Source organism: Streptomyces viridiviolaceus (assembly GCF_014650995.1).
GTDB classification, from domain to species: Bacteria; Actinomycetota; Actinomycetes; order Streptomycetales; family Streptomycetaceae; genus Streptomyces; species Streptomyces viridiviolaceus.
In genome coordinates this window covers 4,543-20,785 of record NZ_BMWA01000056.1, presented here as the reverse complement: position 1 = coordinate 20,785, position 16,243 = coordinate 4,543, and the positions used below count along the sequence as shown (strand labels likewise).

At 71.8% G+C, this 16,243-nt stretch carries 10 protein-coding genes and 3 pseudogenes; 8 read left to right on the top strand and 5 right to left on the bottom strand.

What is annotated here, in order from left to right; all coding sequences use genetic code 11:
• Nucleotides 1-85: 85 nt before the first annotated feature.
• A protein-coding gene (locus IE260_RS40075; protein WP_189880866.1) for an IS5 family transposase occupies nucleotides 86-948 on the bottom strand; the annotation gives its coding sequence in 2 pieces (ribosomal slippage) (nucleotides 86-780 and nucleotides 780-948; 864 coding nt in all).
• A 661-nt stretch (nucleotides 949-1,609) separates the two neighbouring features.
• Here IE260_RS40075 and IE260_RS40070 point away from each other — a divergent pair.
• From IE260_RS40070 to IE260_RS42440, 3 genes and pseudogenes are all read left to right on the top strand, one after another.
• Nucleotides 1,610-2,182: pseudogene (locus tag IE260_RS40070) on the top strand (MBL fold metallo-hydrolase); the annotation flags it as partial.
• A gap of 744 nt (nucleotides 2,183-2,926) precedes the next feature.
• Nucleotides 2,927-3,271, top strand: coding sequence for a hypothetical protein (locus IE260_RS42445; protein WP_229881817.1), 345 nt, complete (start codon nucleotides 2,927-2,929; stop codon nucleotides 3,269-3,271).
• Nucleotides 3,272-4,080: 809 nt separating this feature from the next.
• On the top strand, nucleotides 4,081-4,299 hold the full coding sequence (locus IE260_RS42440; RefSeq protein ID WP_229881816.1) for a hypothetical protein: 219 nt from the start codon (nucleotides 4,081-4,083) through the stop codon (nucleotides 4,297-4,299).
• Between the two features lie 1,277 nt (nucleotides 4,300-5,576).
• Here IE260_RS42440 and IE260_RS43315 read toward each other — a convergent pair.
• Entirely contained in the window at nucleotides 5,577-5,813 is a 237-nt protein-coding gene (locus IE260_RS43315; RefSeq protein ID WP_229881815.1) for a hypothetical protein, read from the bottom strand.
• Between the two features lie 857 nt (nucleotides 5,814-6,670).
• On the opposite strand from IE260_RS43315, the gene IE260_RS40050 reads away from it, so the two are divergent.
• Nucleotides 6,671-9,160 carry a serine/threonine-protein kinase gene (locus tag IE260_RS40050; protein ID WP_189880861.1) on the top strand — a complete coding sequence of 830 codons (2,490 nt, stop codon included), beginning with the start codon at nucleotides 6,671-6,673 and terminating at the stop codon, nucleotides 9,158-9,160.
• Between the two features lie 351 nt (nucleotides 9,161-9,511).
• Here the strand turns inward: IE260_RS40050 and IE260_RS40045 are convergent, their stop codons facing one another.
• From IE260_RS40045 to IE260_RS40035, 3 genes are all read right to left on the bottom strand, one after another.
• Nucleotides 9,512-9,736, bottom strand: a complete 225-nt coding sequence (locus IE260_RS40045) for a hypothetical protein (RefSeq protein ID WP_189880860.1) — start codon at nucleotides 9,734-9,736, stop codon at nucleotides 9,512-9,514.
• Nucleotides 9,737-10,281: 545 nt separating this feature from the next.
• Nucleotides 10,282-11,079, bottom strand: coding sequence for a transposase family protein (locus IE260_RS40040; protein ID WP_189880859.1), 798 nt, complete (start codon nucleotides 11,077-11,079; stop codon nucleotides 10,282-10,284).
• 154 nt (nucleotides 11,080-11,233) lie between these two features.
• On the bottom strand, nucleotides 11,234-11,833 hold the full coding sequence (locus IE260_RS40035) for a TetR/AcrR family transcriptional regulator (RefSeq protein WP_189880858.1): 600 nt from the start codon (nucleotides 11,831-11,833) through the stop codon (nucleotides 11,234-11,236).
• Nucleotides 11,834-11,957: 124 nt separating this feature from the next.
• On the opposite strand from IE260_RS40035, the gene IE260_RS40030 reads away from it, so the two are divergent.
• The 4 genes and pseudogenes from IE260_RS40030 to IE260_RS42430 form a co-directional block, all read left to right on the top strand.
• Nucleotides 11,958-12,683, top strand: a complete 726-nt coding sequence (locus tag IE260_RS40030; RefSeq protein ID WP_229881813.1) for an SDR family NAD(P)-dependent oxidoreductase — start codon at nucleotides 11,958-11,960, stop codon at nucleotides 12,681-12,683.
• A gap of 65 nt (nucleotides 12,684-12,748) precedes the next feature.
• Nucleotides 12,749-13,109, top strand: a pseudogene (locus tag IE260_RS40025) (GntR family transcriptional regulator); the annotation flags it as partial.
• Between the two features lie 366 nt (nucleotides 13,110-13,475).
• Entirely contained in the window at nucleotides 13,476-15,953 is a 2,478-nt protein-coding gene (locus IE260_RS40015; protein WP_189880856.1) for a SpoIIE family protein phosphatase, read from the top strand.
• Nucleotides 15,950-16,243, top strand: a pseudogene (locus IE260_RS42430) (hypothetical protein); the annotation flags it as partial. The gene IE260_RS40015 and the pseudogene IE260_RS42430, both read left to right, overlap by 4 nt.

Sequence of the window (16,243 nt, the reverse complement as noted above, 5' to 3'; positions counted from 1 at the left end):
CACCAGCCACTACAAACGACGCGGACACAGCCCCTGACCTTGCCATCAGTCACGGCAAGCACCGTTGCAGTACTAGGGTCCGTCTTCAAACGGATCTTGCCCAGAGCAGGAACGATGCGAGAGTGACGGCCGCTTCGTAGGAAGTGGCGGTCTTCTCGTATCTGGTGGCGATCCCACGGAAGCCCTTGAGCCGGTTGAAGCAGCGCTCGATCACGTTGCGCCGCCGGTAGGTCTCCCGGTCGAACCCTGGCGGTCGGCCGCCGTGGCCTCCGCGCCTCAGCCGGTGCCGTCGCTGGTCGGTCTTCTCGGGGATGGTGTGCGCAATGCCGCGTCTTCGCAGGTAGGCACGGAAGCCGCGCGAGCTGTAAGCCTTGTCTGCGATGACCTGGCCGGGCCTGCACCGAGGCCGGCCCGGGCCGGTGCGGGGAACACGGATCCGTTCCAGCAGAGGGCGTGCGCAGACACTGTCGTGGCGTTGGCCGGGCGTCACCAGGATCGCGAGCGGGCGGCCCTTGCCGTCGCAGGCGAGGTGAATCTTGGTCGTCAGCCCGCCTCGGGATCGGCCGAGGGCGTGATCGTCCGGTTCGTCCTGCCGATGCCGCCCCCCTTTTCGGCCGGTGGCGGCGGCGTGCTGGTGGGCGCGGACGATGGTGGAGCCGATCTGGACCAGCCAGTCGATGTCGCCGGCCGCGTCGGCGTGGGCTTGGATCTGCTGCAGGGCCCGTGTGAAGACTCCGTCGAGGGCGTAGCGGCGGAAGCGGGTGTACACGGTCTTCCACGCCCGTAGCGTTCCGGCAAGTCACGCCAGGAGATCCCGGTGCGGATCTTGTAGACCATCCCGTTGACGACCTGCCGGTCCTCCACGCGGGGCCGCCCCGTCGCGGCCCGGGGTATCAGCGGAGCGAGTAACTCCCACTCCTGATCAGTGAGTTCATGACGACGTACCACGACACCATGATCTACCACCCGGATGATCTTTGAAGACGGACCCTGGTTCGGTGCCGGGGTGGGGGTGGCCAACTTCCGCGGTGAGAGGCGCTGGCGCTTGTCGAGCCTGCTGCTGGAGGCTGGCTGGTGCCACCGTGACGCGCCGTGCTGCGTGCTGTGTGGGGTCTTTGCGTCGTTGGTGCTGCGCCGGCTGTGTGAGAGGTGGGGGGCGGTTGCGGGGAGCTTGTCGGGATGGTGCTGGCTGAGCAGGGGCGGGAGTTCGACGCCTTCGAGGGCTTGGCGAAGGTGTTTTCTCTGCGGGTGTTCCCCGATGGGTGTCGGTCTCGTTCCGGACGGGTGGGAGGACCTGTTGCCCTGCGGTGACTTGGCCTTGAGCGCCTTGGGACCGCGCGGCTTCCTTGTCCACGCCGTCTCGCTCCGGGTCGGGGGGTGCTGTCGGCGTGGGTGAACGCCCGGTGCGCTCGGGAGGCGCTGGGCGGGGACGGTTTCGGTGCCCGGGTCTGGGCCGCCGCCGACTGTGGTGGCCTCACTCACGGGCAGGTGTTCCTGGTGGTGTGCTCGTTGCTCACCGCCGGTGTTGGCATCAGCGTGCGTGGCCTGGCCGCGGTCTTGTGTGTCTTCGCCGCTCACTTGACGGTTCGTCGCTTCGGGCTCTTTTACTGTGGGCGGTGGTACCTGGGGGGTCGACGACAAGGTCTGGTTTGTCGGCGGCGGTGACGAAGCGGTCGTCATTGATGCCGCCCACGACGCCGACGCCGTGGCCGAGGCCGTCGGTGGCCGGCGGGTGGTTGCCGTCGTGTGCGCCCGCGCCTACAACGGCCATGTCAACGTGGCGCCGGCTCTCGCCGTGGCCACCGGCGCGTCCGTCCTGTTCCATCTGGACGGCCGGTTGCTGTGGAAGCGCACCCACCCCGGCCGGGGCCCCGGCGGATATCGCTGCGACAACCAGCGCGTCCAGGTCGCCGGCAGGCAGCTGCGGGTACTGCACGTCCCCGGACACGCGCCGGGAGCCAGCTGCCTCCGCCTTTCGGGGCTCGGCACCGTTTTCACCGGCGACCCCCTGTTCGTGGGCGGCCCGGGAGCGACGGGACGGTCGTATTCGCGTTTCCCGGCCATTATCTGGTCGATCCGCGACCGCCTGCTCGTTGTGCTGCCCACCACCGCGGTCCGCACCGGGCACGGCGCGAACACCGACGTCGGGGACGAGGCGCCTCACCTCGCAGTATGGGTCGCAATGAGGCTGCTGAGCTGCAAGGCCCGCAGCCCCGGGTCCGTGCCGGTGTCCGTCAGACCGGCGGGGACTTCATTTCGGGGCGCTGGGGGTTTGGCGGGGGTGGGGGTTTTGTGTGGTGCCCGTGCTGTGGCCGTGGGGGTGTGCTGTGGGCGTGTGGCTGTGGCCTGGGTGTGGGGCTTTTACCGAATGTGTGCCGGTGTGGTCAAGTCCCGATTCTTCGGAGGGTGACGGTGTTGTGTCGTGCCGGGTTAATGGAAGTGCGGTGCTCGCCGGAAAGGGAATGTGAGGGCCGTGTGGTGCGGAGGGATTCCTCGATCGGGTTTTCTTCTTTGCCGGGCGGCTGTTGTTCCGCCGGCGGGTGATCCCGGCCGGGGGCCGGTCCGCTGTGTTTCCGTTCCGGGTTTTCCGGGGCGGGTCGGGAAATTCTTTTTGAGAAGGGGAAATGTTATGTCTTTCAGTGTTCGCAGTGCGAAGGCCGGCTCTCGTGGGGGCGGCGTGTCCAGGCGGCGGGGTTTCCGGCTGGCGATGGTGTGTGCTTCGGCTGCTGTGGTGACCGGGGGTGTGGCGCTTCCGGCGTCCGCGGCGCCGGCGGCGGCGCCGGGTCATTCCGCGGTGAGTGTGGTCGCTGATGGCGGTGCGGGGGGTGCCGGGGGCGGCAGTCTGTTCGGTAACGGCGGTGCCGGTGGCGCGGGTGGTTCGAGTGTCTTCGGTGGCGGTGGCTCGGGCGGTTCCGGTGGCGGCAGCGTGTTCGGCAACGGCGGCGTGGGTGGCGCGGGCGGGTCCAGTGTCTTCGGTGGCGGCGGGGGCGGTGGCGGGGGCGGTTCCAGCGTCTTCGGCAACGGCGGTGCCGGTGGCGGGGGCGGTTCGAGTGTCTTCGGCAACGGCGGCTCGGGCGGTTCCGGCGGCGGCAGTGTCTTCGGTAACGGCGGTGGTGGCGGCTTCGGCGGTTCCAGTGTCTTCGGTAACGGAGGCAATGGCGGTAACGGCGGCTCCAGCGTGTTCGGTGACGGCGGCGCCGGTGGTGCGGGCGGCTTCAGTGTCTTCGGCAACGGCGGCGCCGGCGGTCTCGGCGGCTTCAGCGTCTTCTGACCGGCACGGGCCGGCACGGCCCCCTCCGGGCGGGGCGGAGGTCCCCTGAGGCTTCCGCCCCTCGCCCCGGGCGCGGGGCTGTGGCGGTCCAGCCCGGGCGGGGGGTGGTGGCCCCCTGAGGTCTCCGCCCCTCGCCCCGGGTGCGGGGCGGTGGCGGTCCAGCCCGGGCGGGGGGTGGTGGCCCCCTGAGGTCTCCGCCTTTCGCCCCGGGTGCGGGGCGGTGGCGGTCCAGCCCGGGCGGGGGGTGGGGGTCCCTGAGGCCTCCGCCCCTTGCCCTCCGGGCACGGGCCATGGCCCTGCCTGGGCGGGGTTGGTGGACGGTTGAGGCCCCTTCGCCCCGCACTGCGGGACTGGTCGGGGTGCGGGGCTGGCCGGGGTGGTTTGTCCGGGCGGGTGGGGGTCCGCGGGATCTGTGCCCCTGCCCTCTCACTGGTCATGGTGTCCGGTTCCGGGCCGGCCGGCCGGCCGGCCGGTTGGTGGTGGTGTGCGGGGCGGGTGGTCGTGGCTGGTTTTGTGAATGTGGAAATGGAAATTGGAGAGTGCTTATGTCCAGAAGTTACTGGCAGCGTCCGCTGGTCGTGGCGATGGCTTCGGCGGCTTTCGTGTCGGGGACGGTGTGTGCGGCGCAGGCGGCGCAGGCGGCGCAGGGTGCCTCGGCGGGTACCGGCCGTTCTGTTGATGCCGGTGGGGTCCTTGGGCGCGGTGCGGACTGCGGTGAGGGCGGCCGGGGTGGGGAGGGTGGCAGGGGTGGTGAGCCCGGAAAGCCGGGTGAGCCGGGCAAGCCGGGGTGTTTCCGGCTGGAGGACCTGTTGCCGGACAAGCCGCCGGAAGGGGCGGAGCTCCAGGGAGCGGACAAGGTCCGGGTCGTGCTGTCCGTGATGTCCGGGCAGACCACGAGCGCGGAGGCCGCCGGGAAGTACGGCGTCCCCGAGGAGGAGGTCGATACCTGGGAGCGGCAGTTCCTCGACGGTGACTGGTTCGCGTGGTTCACGCAGGACGGGGAGGGCACCTTCCCCTTCTGCCGGTGACGCTTCGGCGTCAGGGCCACGGCCGCGCGGCTGGAATCCGGGCGGGAGGAGACGGACGTCCGGTTGTGGATGCCGGTGACCGCCCGGCCGGCCGGCCGGCGGGGCGCTGCCGCCCGGGCGGCAGCGCCCCGGTCCGTGGTGTCCCGTGGCCCGGGTGGCTGCGGCTGGTCTGTGGTGTTCTGTGGCCTGGGTGGCTGCGGCTGGTCTGTGGTGTTCTGCGGTCTGGGTGGCTGCGGCTGGTCTGTGGTGTTCTGTGGCCTGGGTGGCTGCGGCTGGTCTGTGGTGTTCTGTGGCCTGGGTGGCTGCGGCTGGTCTGTGGTGTTCTGCGGTCTGGGTGGCTGCGGCTGGTCTGTGGTGTTCTGCGGTCTGGGTGGCCGTTTCTGGTCGGGGGTGGGAGCTGTTCGCTGCCGCCCGGGCCGGGGTGTGGGGTCTCAGCGCGCGGGGCCGGGGTGTGGGGTCTCAGCGCGCGGGGCGGGGGCCGGGGGGCCGGGCCCGCCCGTAGTCGGCAGGGCCGTACTTGATTTCGCAGGGGAGGCGGCCGGCGTGGCCCGCCGGCTGCACGGCTTGCCGGCCGGGATGCCACCTGTCGCTGGCACGATTCCTCGTTCGGTGGTTGCCGTACTCGGCTGTCCTGGCCCGGCTGGAATGCTTCGGGTTCCCGGGCCCGGATACGCGAGGGCCGGCTGTCGGTGTCTGGTCGCCTTGCTGCGGCCGAAGGCGCCCGGGGTGGCCGGGCGTCTGGCCGAGGGTGTCTTCGCCGCCCTGGGCGGGCAGATGGTGGCCGTGTGGGGGGTGAGGCGGCCGCGCTGGTCGTTCCCGGCCCTGCCGCCTTGCTCGCCGCGGTGCTTGGCCAGTGGGAACTGCTGGCAGGTGCGGATGGAGAAACTGCTGGAGGCCCGCCTCTTGCCGGGGTCTTCGACCTCGGTGTGGGGGGTCGGTGTCAGGTCCGGAGCCAGGATCCTGACCGAGGCCGGCGACGGCAGCACCTTCCCGGCCGCGGTGATCCCGCCGCCTGGGCCGGAGGCGCCCTGGCGGCCCGGAGCTCATCGATCCGCGGTGAACGGCGGTCCCGGGGAGGGAACAAGCGGCGCAAGCGGGCCCTTTTTCTCTCCGCGTTCGCCGCTTTGGGCGACCGGTCTTCCGGGCCTGCTGCGACAGGGGGTTCCCCGGGGCAGGCACCACTCCCGGGGCCGTGCGCCTCGCCCGGCGCAGGGCCGACGTCTTGTTCGCAATGCTCCGTGACGGGGCCTTCTGCGAACCGCGGCCGTCGGCCGCGGTCATCTGACCTGTGGGTCTGCGAGGAGGACGCCGATCGGCTTCGACGTCGAGGCCGTGCGCCGAACGGCCGTGGTTGCCTTGCCTTCCGGGTCCATCAGCACCGGTTTGCCCGGCTGCCGGCCGATCTCCCGGAGGAAGCCGCAGAGCACGTCAAGTCGCTCCTGGCCTTGCATCTGGCGCAGGCCGGCGTCGGAGTCGGTCTCATCGTCGGCGTGGACACGGAAGATCGCCAACACGTCGCCGGCCGGCCGGACCCGCGTCGGTCCGGGACTCGGCATCCGCCGGACGGGTCGGCACGGCCTGCGTCCGGGGCACCGGAAGCACCGTCGATCCTTCGGGGTACTGGCGTTTCCAGCCCTTTTCCAGGACATGGTGGAGGACCGCCTGCCGGTCTTTTACCGAGGCGTCCGGGATGGGAGCGTCCGGCAACGCCCCCATCGAGTCCGGGTCGGGGAAGCACCTCACGTCATCCCGCAGCAGGTCGTCCGCCCGGCCATGCTGCCCGGCCCTCGGATTCGACGCAGCCCCGTTTGCTGTGGCCGAAGACATAGGGCCACCACCCCCGGCCCCGGCCCCGGCCCCGGCCCCGGCCCCGGTCTCCTGTCCTCCCGTCTCCGGGTCCTTCCGGTCTCCCCGTTTCCCTGTCTCTTCTCAAGTCGTGGTCGTGGTGGGTCGGTTCGTGGTTCGGCTGTTGGTGGTTCGCGGGTGGTGTCCGGGGCCGTGTCTGTGTGCGGGGGTGTCAAGTCGGCGGGTGGGGGAGGGGTTTGGCGGCTGCGGTGTTCCGCGGTCGTGTCCGGGGCCGGGGTTTCCCGGGTTTTCCTTTCTGGCGTGTGCCGGGTGCGTGTGCCGGGCGGTGGGGTGCTGGTGCGTGTGCTGGTGTGCGCGCTCGGGGTGCGTGTGCTGTGTGCGCGCTGGGGTGCTGCTGGTGGTGAGCTGGGTGCTGGTGCTGGTGCTGGTGCTGGTGGGGTGGATGTGTGCCGAGGGTGGGGTGTGCCGCCAGCGGTGTGTGGGGTGGCTGTGTGTCTGGTGTGGGGGTTGCTGTGGGTTGTGCGGCGTGTGTGGGGTGTGGTTGTTCGGGGCGGTTTGCTGGGGGGTGGGCGATATACCCTTGATACGGGCTTTTTGTCGCTCGCCGGGGGCCCGTTGGTGGGGTGTCCCTGGAAGAGGGAGCGCGATGACGGGAGCGTATGAGGCTGCCGGGCGGGTGATCGCCGGGCGTTACCGGCTTGTGCGTCGGCTGGGGGCCGGCGGTATGGGGCGGGTGTGGCAGGCGTATGACCAGGAGCTGGCGTGTGATGTCGCGCTGAAGGAGATCATTCTGCCGCCGCATGTGCCGGAGAGTGAGGTGGGTGCGCGGATCGCGAGGGCGCGTGGTGAGGCGCAGCATGCTGCGCGGCTGCGTAATCATCCTCATGTGGTGACCGTGTACGACATCGTGGAGTCCGGCGGGCTGCCGTGGATCGTGATGGAGTTCGTTCCCGGTGCCACGGATCTGGAGGCGGTGGTGCGTGAGCGGGGGCCGTTGTTGCTCGCTGACGTGGCCCGGATCGGGCTGGCGGTTTTGGATGCTCTGCTGGAGGGGCACCGGCTGGGTGTGCTGCACCGGGATGTGAAGCCGGCCAATGTCCTGCTGACCGGTCCGGGTCCGCAGTCCTTGCATGGGGCGGAGGGCGGCCGGGTGCTGCTGACCGACTACGGCATCGCGCTGGAGCCGAGTTCCGGCAAGCCGCGTCTGACTGCTCCGGCGGAGATCATCGGGACGGTGCGTTTCATGGCTCCCGAGCGGCTTCGCGGGGAGACGCCCACTGCGGCCTCGGACCTGTTCTCGCTCGGCGGCACCTTGTACTTCGCGCTGGAGGGGAGTGGTCCCTTCGACCGTGACTGTGACGGCGACATGCTGAGCGCTCTGCTGTCGGAGTCTCCCGCTCCGCCGCGCCGGGCGGCGGAGCTGGCCCCGGTTTTCCTCGGGCTGCTGGCCAAGGATCCCGCCCGGCGGATGGGCGGTGACGAGGCCGCCGAGCTGCTCACCTCGCTGGCTGCCCGGCCCGGTGCTGGTGCTGCGCAGCCGGCGGCGGCGCTCTCCCCGGTCCTGCCGCCGGCCGGGCCGGCCGGCCGGGAGCGGCGGCCGGGCCGGCCGGCCGGCGGCAGGCCGCCGCGCTCGGGGGAGCCGGAGCCGCCGACCGAGCTGCTGCCGCCGGCCGGAGGGGCCGGCCTGCCCCTTCAGCCGCTGCCGCCGTCCGAACCGTCCGCGCCGTCCGGGCCGTCCGAACCGGGCGGGCCGGGTGAACCGGGCGGGCCGTCCGGGCCGTCCGAACCGGGCGGGCCGGCGGAACCGTCGGGGCCGGGTGGGGTGCCCGGGGAGGGTGGGGTGTCCGGGCTGCTGCCGCCTGGGGGTGGCGGGGGCCGGCCGCGGTCCGGGCGGCGCCGGCCGGGGCGCCGTCGGGTGGGGCGGCGGCGGGCGGGGCTGCTTGCGGGGGTGGTGGCGGGGGTGCTGGCCGCGGGGGGTGCGGGGGTCTATCTGGCGCAGTCGGGTTCTTCTGGTCCTGAGCCGGTGTCGTCGATCCGGGTCGGTGACTCCCCGCAGGGGATGGCGATGTCGCAGGACGGGCGCCGCAGCTATGTGACCAATTACGGTTCGGGGTCGGTGTCGGTGATCGACACCCTGACCAACCGTACCGAGGACCAGCCCATCCGGGTCGGCAAGAACCCGCGGGATGTGGCGGTCTCCCCGGACCGGCGCCGGGTGTATGTGACCAATTACGGCTCGGACTCGGTGTCGGTGATCGACACCCTCACCAACCGTGTGGACCGCACCATCACCGTCGGTTCCACCCCGGTGGGGGTGACGGTGTCCCGGGACGGGCGCTGGGTGTATGTGACCTTGAGCCGCTCGGGTTCGCTGCCGGGTTCGCTGTCGGTGATCGACACCGCGACGGACAAGGTGAAGCGCACCATCTCCGTCGGCAAGGACCCGCAAGGGGTGGCGGTGGCCCCGGACGGGCGCCGGGTGTATGTGGACAACTACGGCTCGGACTCGGTGTCGGTGATCGACACCGGCACGGACAAGGTGGAGCGCACCATCTCCGTCGGCAAGGCCCCGCTGGGGGTGGCGGTGGCCTCGGACGGGCGCCGGGTCTATGTGACCAACAGCTACTCGGACTCGGTGTCGGTGATCGATACCGCGGCGGACAAGGTGGAGCGCACCATCCGCGTCGGCAGCGGCCCGCGGGGCGTGGCGGTCTCCCCGGACCGGCGCTGGGTGTACGTGGCCAACAACTACGAAGGCTCGGTGTCGGTGATCGACACCAGGGCGGACAAGGTGGAGCGCACCATCCCCGTCGGCCGCGGCCCGCTGGAGGTGGCGGTCTCGCCGGACGGGCACAGGCGCCAGCTCCACGTGTCCAACTTCGTCTCGGACTCGGTGTCGGTGATCCCGTTCCAGGAGACGCAGGACGCCTCGGCAAGGGACCCGGCCGGTCCCGGCCGGACGGGCAGCACGGCCCTCCACCTGGAGCGGCACCCCCTCTTGCGGCCCTCGGCAAGCCCTGTCACCGCAGGCCAGGAACGCGGCCCGGGCTCGTGATCACCCCCCTGGGTGCACACCCGGTGAACAGGTGCGACCACCATCCGCCGACCGCACCAGAGCCTCCACCAGGGACCCACCGGGACTGAGTCATCAGGGACCCACCAGAGCTGATCCATCAGGGACCCACCAGAGCTGATCCACCGGGGACCCGCCCGGGACTGAGCCATCAGGGACCCACCAGAGCTGATCCACCGGGGACCCGCCCGGGACTGAGCCATCAGGGACCCACCAGAGCTGAGCCATCAGGGACCCGCCAGAGCTGATCCGCCGGGGACCCGCCGGGGCTGATCCGCCGGGCCGGCCGCGCCAGGGGTGATGGCCGCGCGGGCCGGTCGTGGCTGCCTCACGTCAGGGCGGGGTGCAGCCCGGCGGGTCCCAGACCAGCGAGCCGCCCTCGATGTGGTTGCCCGTACAGGGGTTGTCGTGCGGTGCCGCTCTCGGCGATTCCGCCGCGGCCTTCGTCGCCTCGGGCGCGGCCACGGCGCTCGCCGCGCCCGCCGTTGCGGCGAGCAGCACAGCAGCGCAGCACGCGCCGGCGAGATGGCCGAGGCGCTGCCAGGCGCTTGTCTCCATGATGATCTCCCTTGCTGGGGCGGGCTGTTCACCCACCAGCGTGGAAGGCCGGCAATGACGGCGTCAACGGCCCTGGGGCCTTGTCGCAGTATTGGGACATTCACCCGCATAACACACTTTTTTTTGCGGGTCTTTGCTGCTGCTCTGCCAGCTCCCGTCCGGGCCGGCCGCCCGGCCATGGCCGGGCGGTGCGGCCGGCCGGTCGGGACGGTCTTGGTGCGGGCGGGCTCGCGGAACCGGCTGTCGCGTGTGGGCATGTCCGGCTGGGGCATTGCTGCCGGCCGTGGCCTCTGGCGGGGCGGGGTGGTGTCAGAGGGATCCGGTTGGATGGGGCCCGTGACTGTCCATGACGTGGCCTGCCGGCTCCCCGCCCTCGCTGACCTGCGCAACCTGTGCCGCTCGCTGGCGATGCTGGACGCGATCCTGAGCCCGGACCGGGAGAGCCGGTACTACTCCTTCGACGCCGCGTGGGCTGAAGGCGAGGAGATGGCTTCGATGTGCAACGGGCCGCCGGTTCCCCCCGGGGGGATCCTTTGCCAACCTGATCATGCGCTGGCGATCATGAGGGTCTGGACTGCGGCGATGAGCTTGGCGGCGTTGTTGGGGCTGGAGCGGATCTTGCGCAGGATCTTCCAGTTCTTCAGCTCGGCGTTGACCCGCTCGCCGGGTCCGCGGCGGCGGGCGTGGGCTTCGTTCACGTTTTTCTGGTTCCGGGACAGGGGCCGATAGCGGCCGGTGTCGGGGTCCTTGCGTCGGCGCCGCTGCGGGACGGCCACGGTCGGTCCGGCGCCCTGGTAGGCGGTGTCGGCGGCCGCGGGGATCTTGTGGGTGGTGAACGCGTCGATGATGCCGTGCTCGCGGGCGGCGCCCATGTCGTGGCGTGCGCCGGGCAGCGGCGGTGAGATCCACACCAGCCGCCCGATCGGGTCGGCGATGACCTGTACGTTCAGCCCGTGGGCCTTGTGCTTGCCGGAGTAGAACGCCCGGTCGTAGCCGGAGGCCATGCCGACCCGGTCGATGCGCAGCAGGGTCCCGTCGAGGATCACGAACGCCTTGCGGCGAGCGACCTCGATCGCCTGTTCCAGGGTGGGCGCCTTCGCCGCGAGCAGGTCGAGCGCCTCGCGGATGTAGCGGTAGGCCGTGGAGGTGCCGACCCCGAACCCGCAGGCCAGTTCGGCGTAGGTGTCGTTCTTGCGCAGGTGGGCTACGACCAGCAGGGCCTGGCGGCCGGCGGGCAGCTTGCGCCACCGGGTCCCACGTTCGGCGCGGTGGCCGCGCAGTAGGTCTGCGAGCAGGTTGAGCGCGCGGCTGGACATGGTCATCCCGGACGGGTAGGGCAGCATCTTGAAGATGCTTATGGGACGTGTTGATCTGGTCAATCGTCCGTCTACGAGGAGCTTCACCCATTCGAGGGCACGACACGACGCACGGCCCTGACCAGCAGGTTCACCCAGGTTGGCAAGGCTTAGTGCGAACGGTCCGTTCGCGCCTGTCGGTTCAGTCGCCGGAGTGGTCCGGCAGGAGTTGAGCCGCGAGCGATCGTGCTGTGGCAGTGAGTGTGGCCGTGTCCAGCCCGGTCCGGCTCATGAACACGAGCCCTTGTTGCGCGGCCAGGAGGGCCCGCGCTAGTGCGATCGGATCCGCTCCGGCCGGTAGGTCGCCCTCGCGTTGGGCGCGGGCGACGCAGTCACCGATCAGCGCGGTGGACGTCTCGTAGGTGCGGTGGGCGTGGTCGAGGACTTCCGGATCGGCGTTACCGAGTTCGCAGGTGCTGTTGGCCATCAGGCAGCCACGCCGCGTGCCGGCGCCGGTCGGGTCGTCGATCGGTGCCTCGAGGAGCATGCGTAGTGCGTCCAGGGCCCGTGGAGCCTCGGAGAGGGCTTTCCGAAGATGGCCATGGCTGTCGTCGGTGTAGCTGTGCAGCGCCCGGAGGAAGAGCTGACGCTTGTCGCCGAACGCTGCATACAGGCTGCCTTTGCCCAGGCCGCTGACCCGCATCAGGTCTTCTAGCGAGGTCGCGGCGTAACCGGCGTCCCAGAACTGCTCCCGGACGGCGTTCAGCACCTGCTTCTCGTCGAACGATCGTGGACGTGCCATGCGAACAGGGTACGGATTCTTGACCGTGCGGTCCACCATGCTTATGGTGGACCGCACGGTCAAGAACTCCGTGGCACGTTGCGCCTAGGGAAGTGGGAAGCACATGGGAAAGCTGGACAACAAGGTGGCGATCGTCACCGGCGGGTCGCGGGGGATCGGGGCGGCGTCGGCGCTGGCGCTGGCTGACGAAGGAGCCGACGTCGCGATCAGCTACTCGTCCTCGGCGGATCAGGCCAAGGCCGTGGTCGCCGACCTGGAGGCGAAAGGGGTGCGTGCGGCGGCTTTCCAGGCAGACCAGGCGGACGCGACGCAGGCAACGAACCTGATCCGGCGCGTGGTCGAGCAGTTCGGGAAGCTGGACATTCTGGTCAACAACGCGGCCGCGGGTGGTGGCGGCCTCGTCGACAGCGAGCTCGTCGACCAGGCCGCCATCGAGCGGCAGCTCGCCGTCAACTACACCAGCGTGGTGGCCGGGATCCAGGCGGCGGTGCCGTTGCTGCCCGATGGCGGGCGGATCGTCAGCATCAGCTCGGGTGTGGCTACTCGGGCGGGTTTCCAGGGGATGGCGTACTACACGGGCACGAAGTCGGCCCTCGAGGGCTTCAGCCGGGGCGCAGCCCGCGATCTGGCGCACCGGGGCATCACGGTCAACGTCATCCAACCCGGGTTCATCGACACCGAAGGAAACCCCGCCGACGGCCCGGCCGCATCCATGTTCCTTCCGACCACGGCGATGGGGCGGTACGGCAGGCCGGAGGAGATCGCCGCAGGCGTCGTCTTCCTCGCCAGCCCGCAGGCCTCCTACGTCACCGGCGCAGTACTGAGGATCGACGGCGGATACGGCGCATAGCCCGACCGCTCAGCTGACAGCGGGCGGCCACGGACGGCGGTGAGGCAGGAGTACGGTCCCCCTCCATGACAGATTCCCGGGCCACTTCTGTCACGCAGCCGTCCGTGGCCGGCGTCGCCCTGCATCTGGAACTGAGCGGATCCGGATTGCGCGCCGGGCTCATGGACGCGTTGCGGGAGGCCGCGCGCACCGGGCGGCTCGTGTCGGGCACACCCGGCTGCCCTCGGCCCGATCCCTTGCCGCTGATCTAGGCAAAGCCCGTAACACCGTGGCCGACGCCTACGCAGAACTGGACGCCGAGGGCGACTCACCGCACAGCAGGGGTCCGGGAGCCGGGTGGCCAGGCGGGCCGAGCCGCGCAGAGCTGCGCCCGCTCCTCCCCGCCCAATAGACGTGAACGAAGCCCCCGCCCGCCGCCGCGGACCCGGCGAGCGGGTCAACGCCGAGCTGAAGAACTGGAAGATCCGCTCCAGCCCCAACAACGCCGACAAGCTCATCGCCGCAGTCCAGACCCTCATGATCGCCAGCGCATGATCAGGTTGGCAAAGGCTCACTGCCCCGCCCCGCCCCCGCCCTTGCCCCGGCCGGGGGTTGTCCCGCCCTTGCGCGGCCGGGGGCCGCGCCGGCTGGTTCCTGCCGTCTGGTGAGCCTGCGGCCCGGCGTGTTCCCGGGGGCGGTGTGGTGTTGGTGGTGTGTGCCTTGCAGGATCATGCTTGTCAGTAGGGCCCTGGCCGTGCAGGTTCCCGCGGGGTGTGCGGGGAAGGAAATCTAGCGAGGGCGAGATGAGCGGTGATGGAGCGACTTCCCACACCTCCTGGTGAGCGGCGTGACAGGGCGGACGGTGTCGCTGAGCCCGCCTACACGGCGGCGGCCACCGTCGATGCGCGGGGCATCGTGACGGGGTGGAGCGAGGGGGCGCGGCGGCTGCTCGGTTATGAGCCGGTGCAGGTCGTGGGGCGTCCGGCGGCCCGTCTGCTCGCCGAGGTTCCGGGTGAGAGCGCGCGGCGGGAGGTGCCCGGGCGTCAGAGGTGGAGCGGCAGCGTGGCGGTGCGGCACCGTGACGGCGGTCTGCTCCGGCTGCGTCTGCTCGCCAACCGGCGCACGCACGACGGGCAGGCCGGGGAGTGGCTGGTGGTGTCCGCCGTGGCGGGCCGGCCCGGCCGGGCCGGGGAGGAGGCGTGGGGGGAATGGATGTTCACCCAGTCTCCGTGCGGTCTGGCTCTCTTCGGTCCGGATCTGCGCCTGGTGCGGGCGAACACCGCCATGGAGCGTGCTCTGGGTTTCACGGAGACCGAGATGCGCGGGCTGTGTCTGCCGGAGATCGCGCCGCATCCGCTGAGCGAGGAGGTCCACAGCCGGATGCGCCTGGCCTTCGCCACCGGCGAGCCGCAGTCCCTGCCGGCCGACGTCCGCTCCGCCACGGCGCCGGGCCCGCAGCCCGCCCGGCCGACCTCGCTGGCCCCGGTGAAGGATTCCGGCGGCCGGGTCCGCGCCGTGTGCCTGGCCGTGCACCACGGGGTGCAGGAGCCGCCCGCCCGGCAGCACACGCGTCTGCTGAAGGACGCCGGTGCCCGCATCGGCACCACCTCGGACATCGCCCGCACCGCGCAGGAGCTGGCCGACGCCGCCGTGCCCCCGCTCGCCGACTTCGCGGTCGTCGACCTGTTCGACGTTCCCGGCAGCGGCGACGAGATGCCCTCCGCCCCGTCGGCCGGGGGCCTGACCCTGCGCCGTACCGCGGTGCAGTCGGTCCTCGACGCGCGCCCCGAGTCGGTGGCCGCGGCGGGCGGGACGACCGCCTACCCGGCCCTGTCACCGGTGGCCCAGTGCCTGGTCCGGGGCCGCGGCGCCGTGTATGCGACGGCCGACTCCGCCGTCGTGCGGTGGGCGGGCGAGGACCCCCAGGCCGCCCGGATCCGGCAGGTGGGCACCCACTCGCTGATGGTGGTGCCGATGCGCTCGTCGGACACCACGGTCGGCGTGGCCCTCTTCGGCCGTCACCGTAGCCCGGAGCCCTTCACACCGGAAGACCTGTGGCTCGCCGAGCAGCTCACGGCCCGGGCGGCCGCCGGCATCCACGGCGCCCGGCGGCACGTCCGCGAGCACACCTCCACCATGACCCTGCAGCGCAGCCTGCTCCCGCAGACCCTGCCCGACCAGGCGGCCCTGGAGATCGCCTCCCGCTACCTGCCCGCCGGCAGCCGGGCCGGCGTGGGCGGCGACTGGTTCGACGTGATCCCGCTGTCCGGGGCGCGGGTGGCCCTGGTGGTGGGCGATGTCGTCGGCCACGGCATCCGCGCCTCGGCCACCATGGGCCGGCTGCGCACCGCGGTGCGCACCCTGGCCGACGTCGACCTGCCGCCCGACGAACTGCTCACCCACCTCGACGACCTCGTCATACGCCTGTCCAACGACGTGGCCGTCACCGGCGGCGCCGCCGAGACCGCCGGCGGTATCGGCACCACCTGCCTGTACGCCGTCTACGACCCGGTATCCCGCCGCTGCACCCTCGCCCGGGCCGGCCACCCCCCGCCCGCCGTGGTCACCCCGGGCGGCGCCGTGTACCTCCTCGACGTGCCGGCCGGCCCGCCGCTGGGCCTGGGCGGCCTGCCGTTCGAGACCATCGAGACCGAACTGCCCGAAGGCAGCCTCCTCGCCCTGTACACCGACGGCCTGCTCGAAGTCCGCGACCGCGACATCGACGAGGCCCTGGACAAGATGTTCGCCGCCGTCGCCCAGCCCGCCCAGAGCCCGGAGTCGGCCTGCGACCGGGTCCTCGCGGCCCTGCTGACCCACCGCCCCGACGACGACGTCGCCCTGCTCATCGCCCGCACCCGGGCCCTCGACCCCGGCCGGGTCGCCGTCTGGGACCTGGCCTGCGACCCCGCCGACGTCGCCCGGGCCCGCCGGCTGGTCACCGGCAGACTGACGGCCTGGGGCCTGACCGACGCCGTCTTCGTCGCCGAACTGATGGTCAGCGAACTCGTCACCAACGCCATCCGCTACGGCCGGCCACCCGTCCAGCTCCGCCTGATCCACGAGAACAACACCCTGATCTGCGAAGTCTCCGACTCCAGCAGCACCACCCCGCACATGCGGCGGGCCCGGATCTTCGACGAAGGAGGACGCGGCCTGCTGCTGGTCGCCCAGCTCGCCCGCCGCTGGGGCACCCGGCACTCTCCCACCGGCAAGACCGTCTGGGCCGAGCAGTCCCTGGGGGAGCTGAGCGGGGACATCGCCACCGCCTGCGCGGTCACGTCACTGACGTGACCCACGCAGACCGCCGCCGCGGCGGACCGCGCACGAGCCCCGCCACGGCCCGCCCGCCCGCCTCCCCGGCACAGAGCCGGCCCCTCCGCCCCGCGGTCGTACGGCATCCCTGCGAGGCCGCCGGCCGCGCCGGCACCCCCGCATCCACGACGCCCCCAGGGCCGCAGCCGGACGCGCCGCCACACCCCGGCCGGCCGCCCACCGGCACCGCGCACCGGCACCGCGCACCGGCACCGCGCACCGGCACCGCGCACCGGCACCGCGCACCGGCACCGCGCACCGGCACCGCG

Coding starts and splice junctions, on each gene's coding strand:
- IE260_RS40035 (WP_189880858.1), bottom strand. CDS start 11,833: ATGGCACGTCCACGATCGTTCGACGAGAAGCAGGTGCTGAACGCCGTC.
- IE260_RS40015 (WP_189880856.1), top strand. CDS start 13,476: ATGGAGCGACTTCCCACACCTCCTGGTGAGCGGCGTGACAGGGCGGAC.
- IE260_RS40045 (WP_189880860.1), bottom strand. CDS start 9,736: ATGGAGACAAGCGCCTGGCAGCGCCTCGGCCATCTCGCCGGCGCGTGC.
- IE260_RS40040 (WP_189880859.1), bottom strand. CDS start 11,079: ATGCTGCCCTACCCGTCCGGGATGACCATGTCCAGCCGCGCGCTCAAC.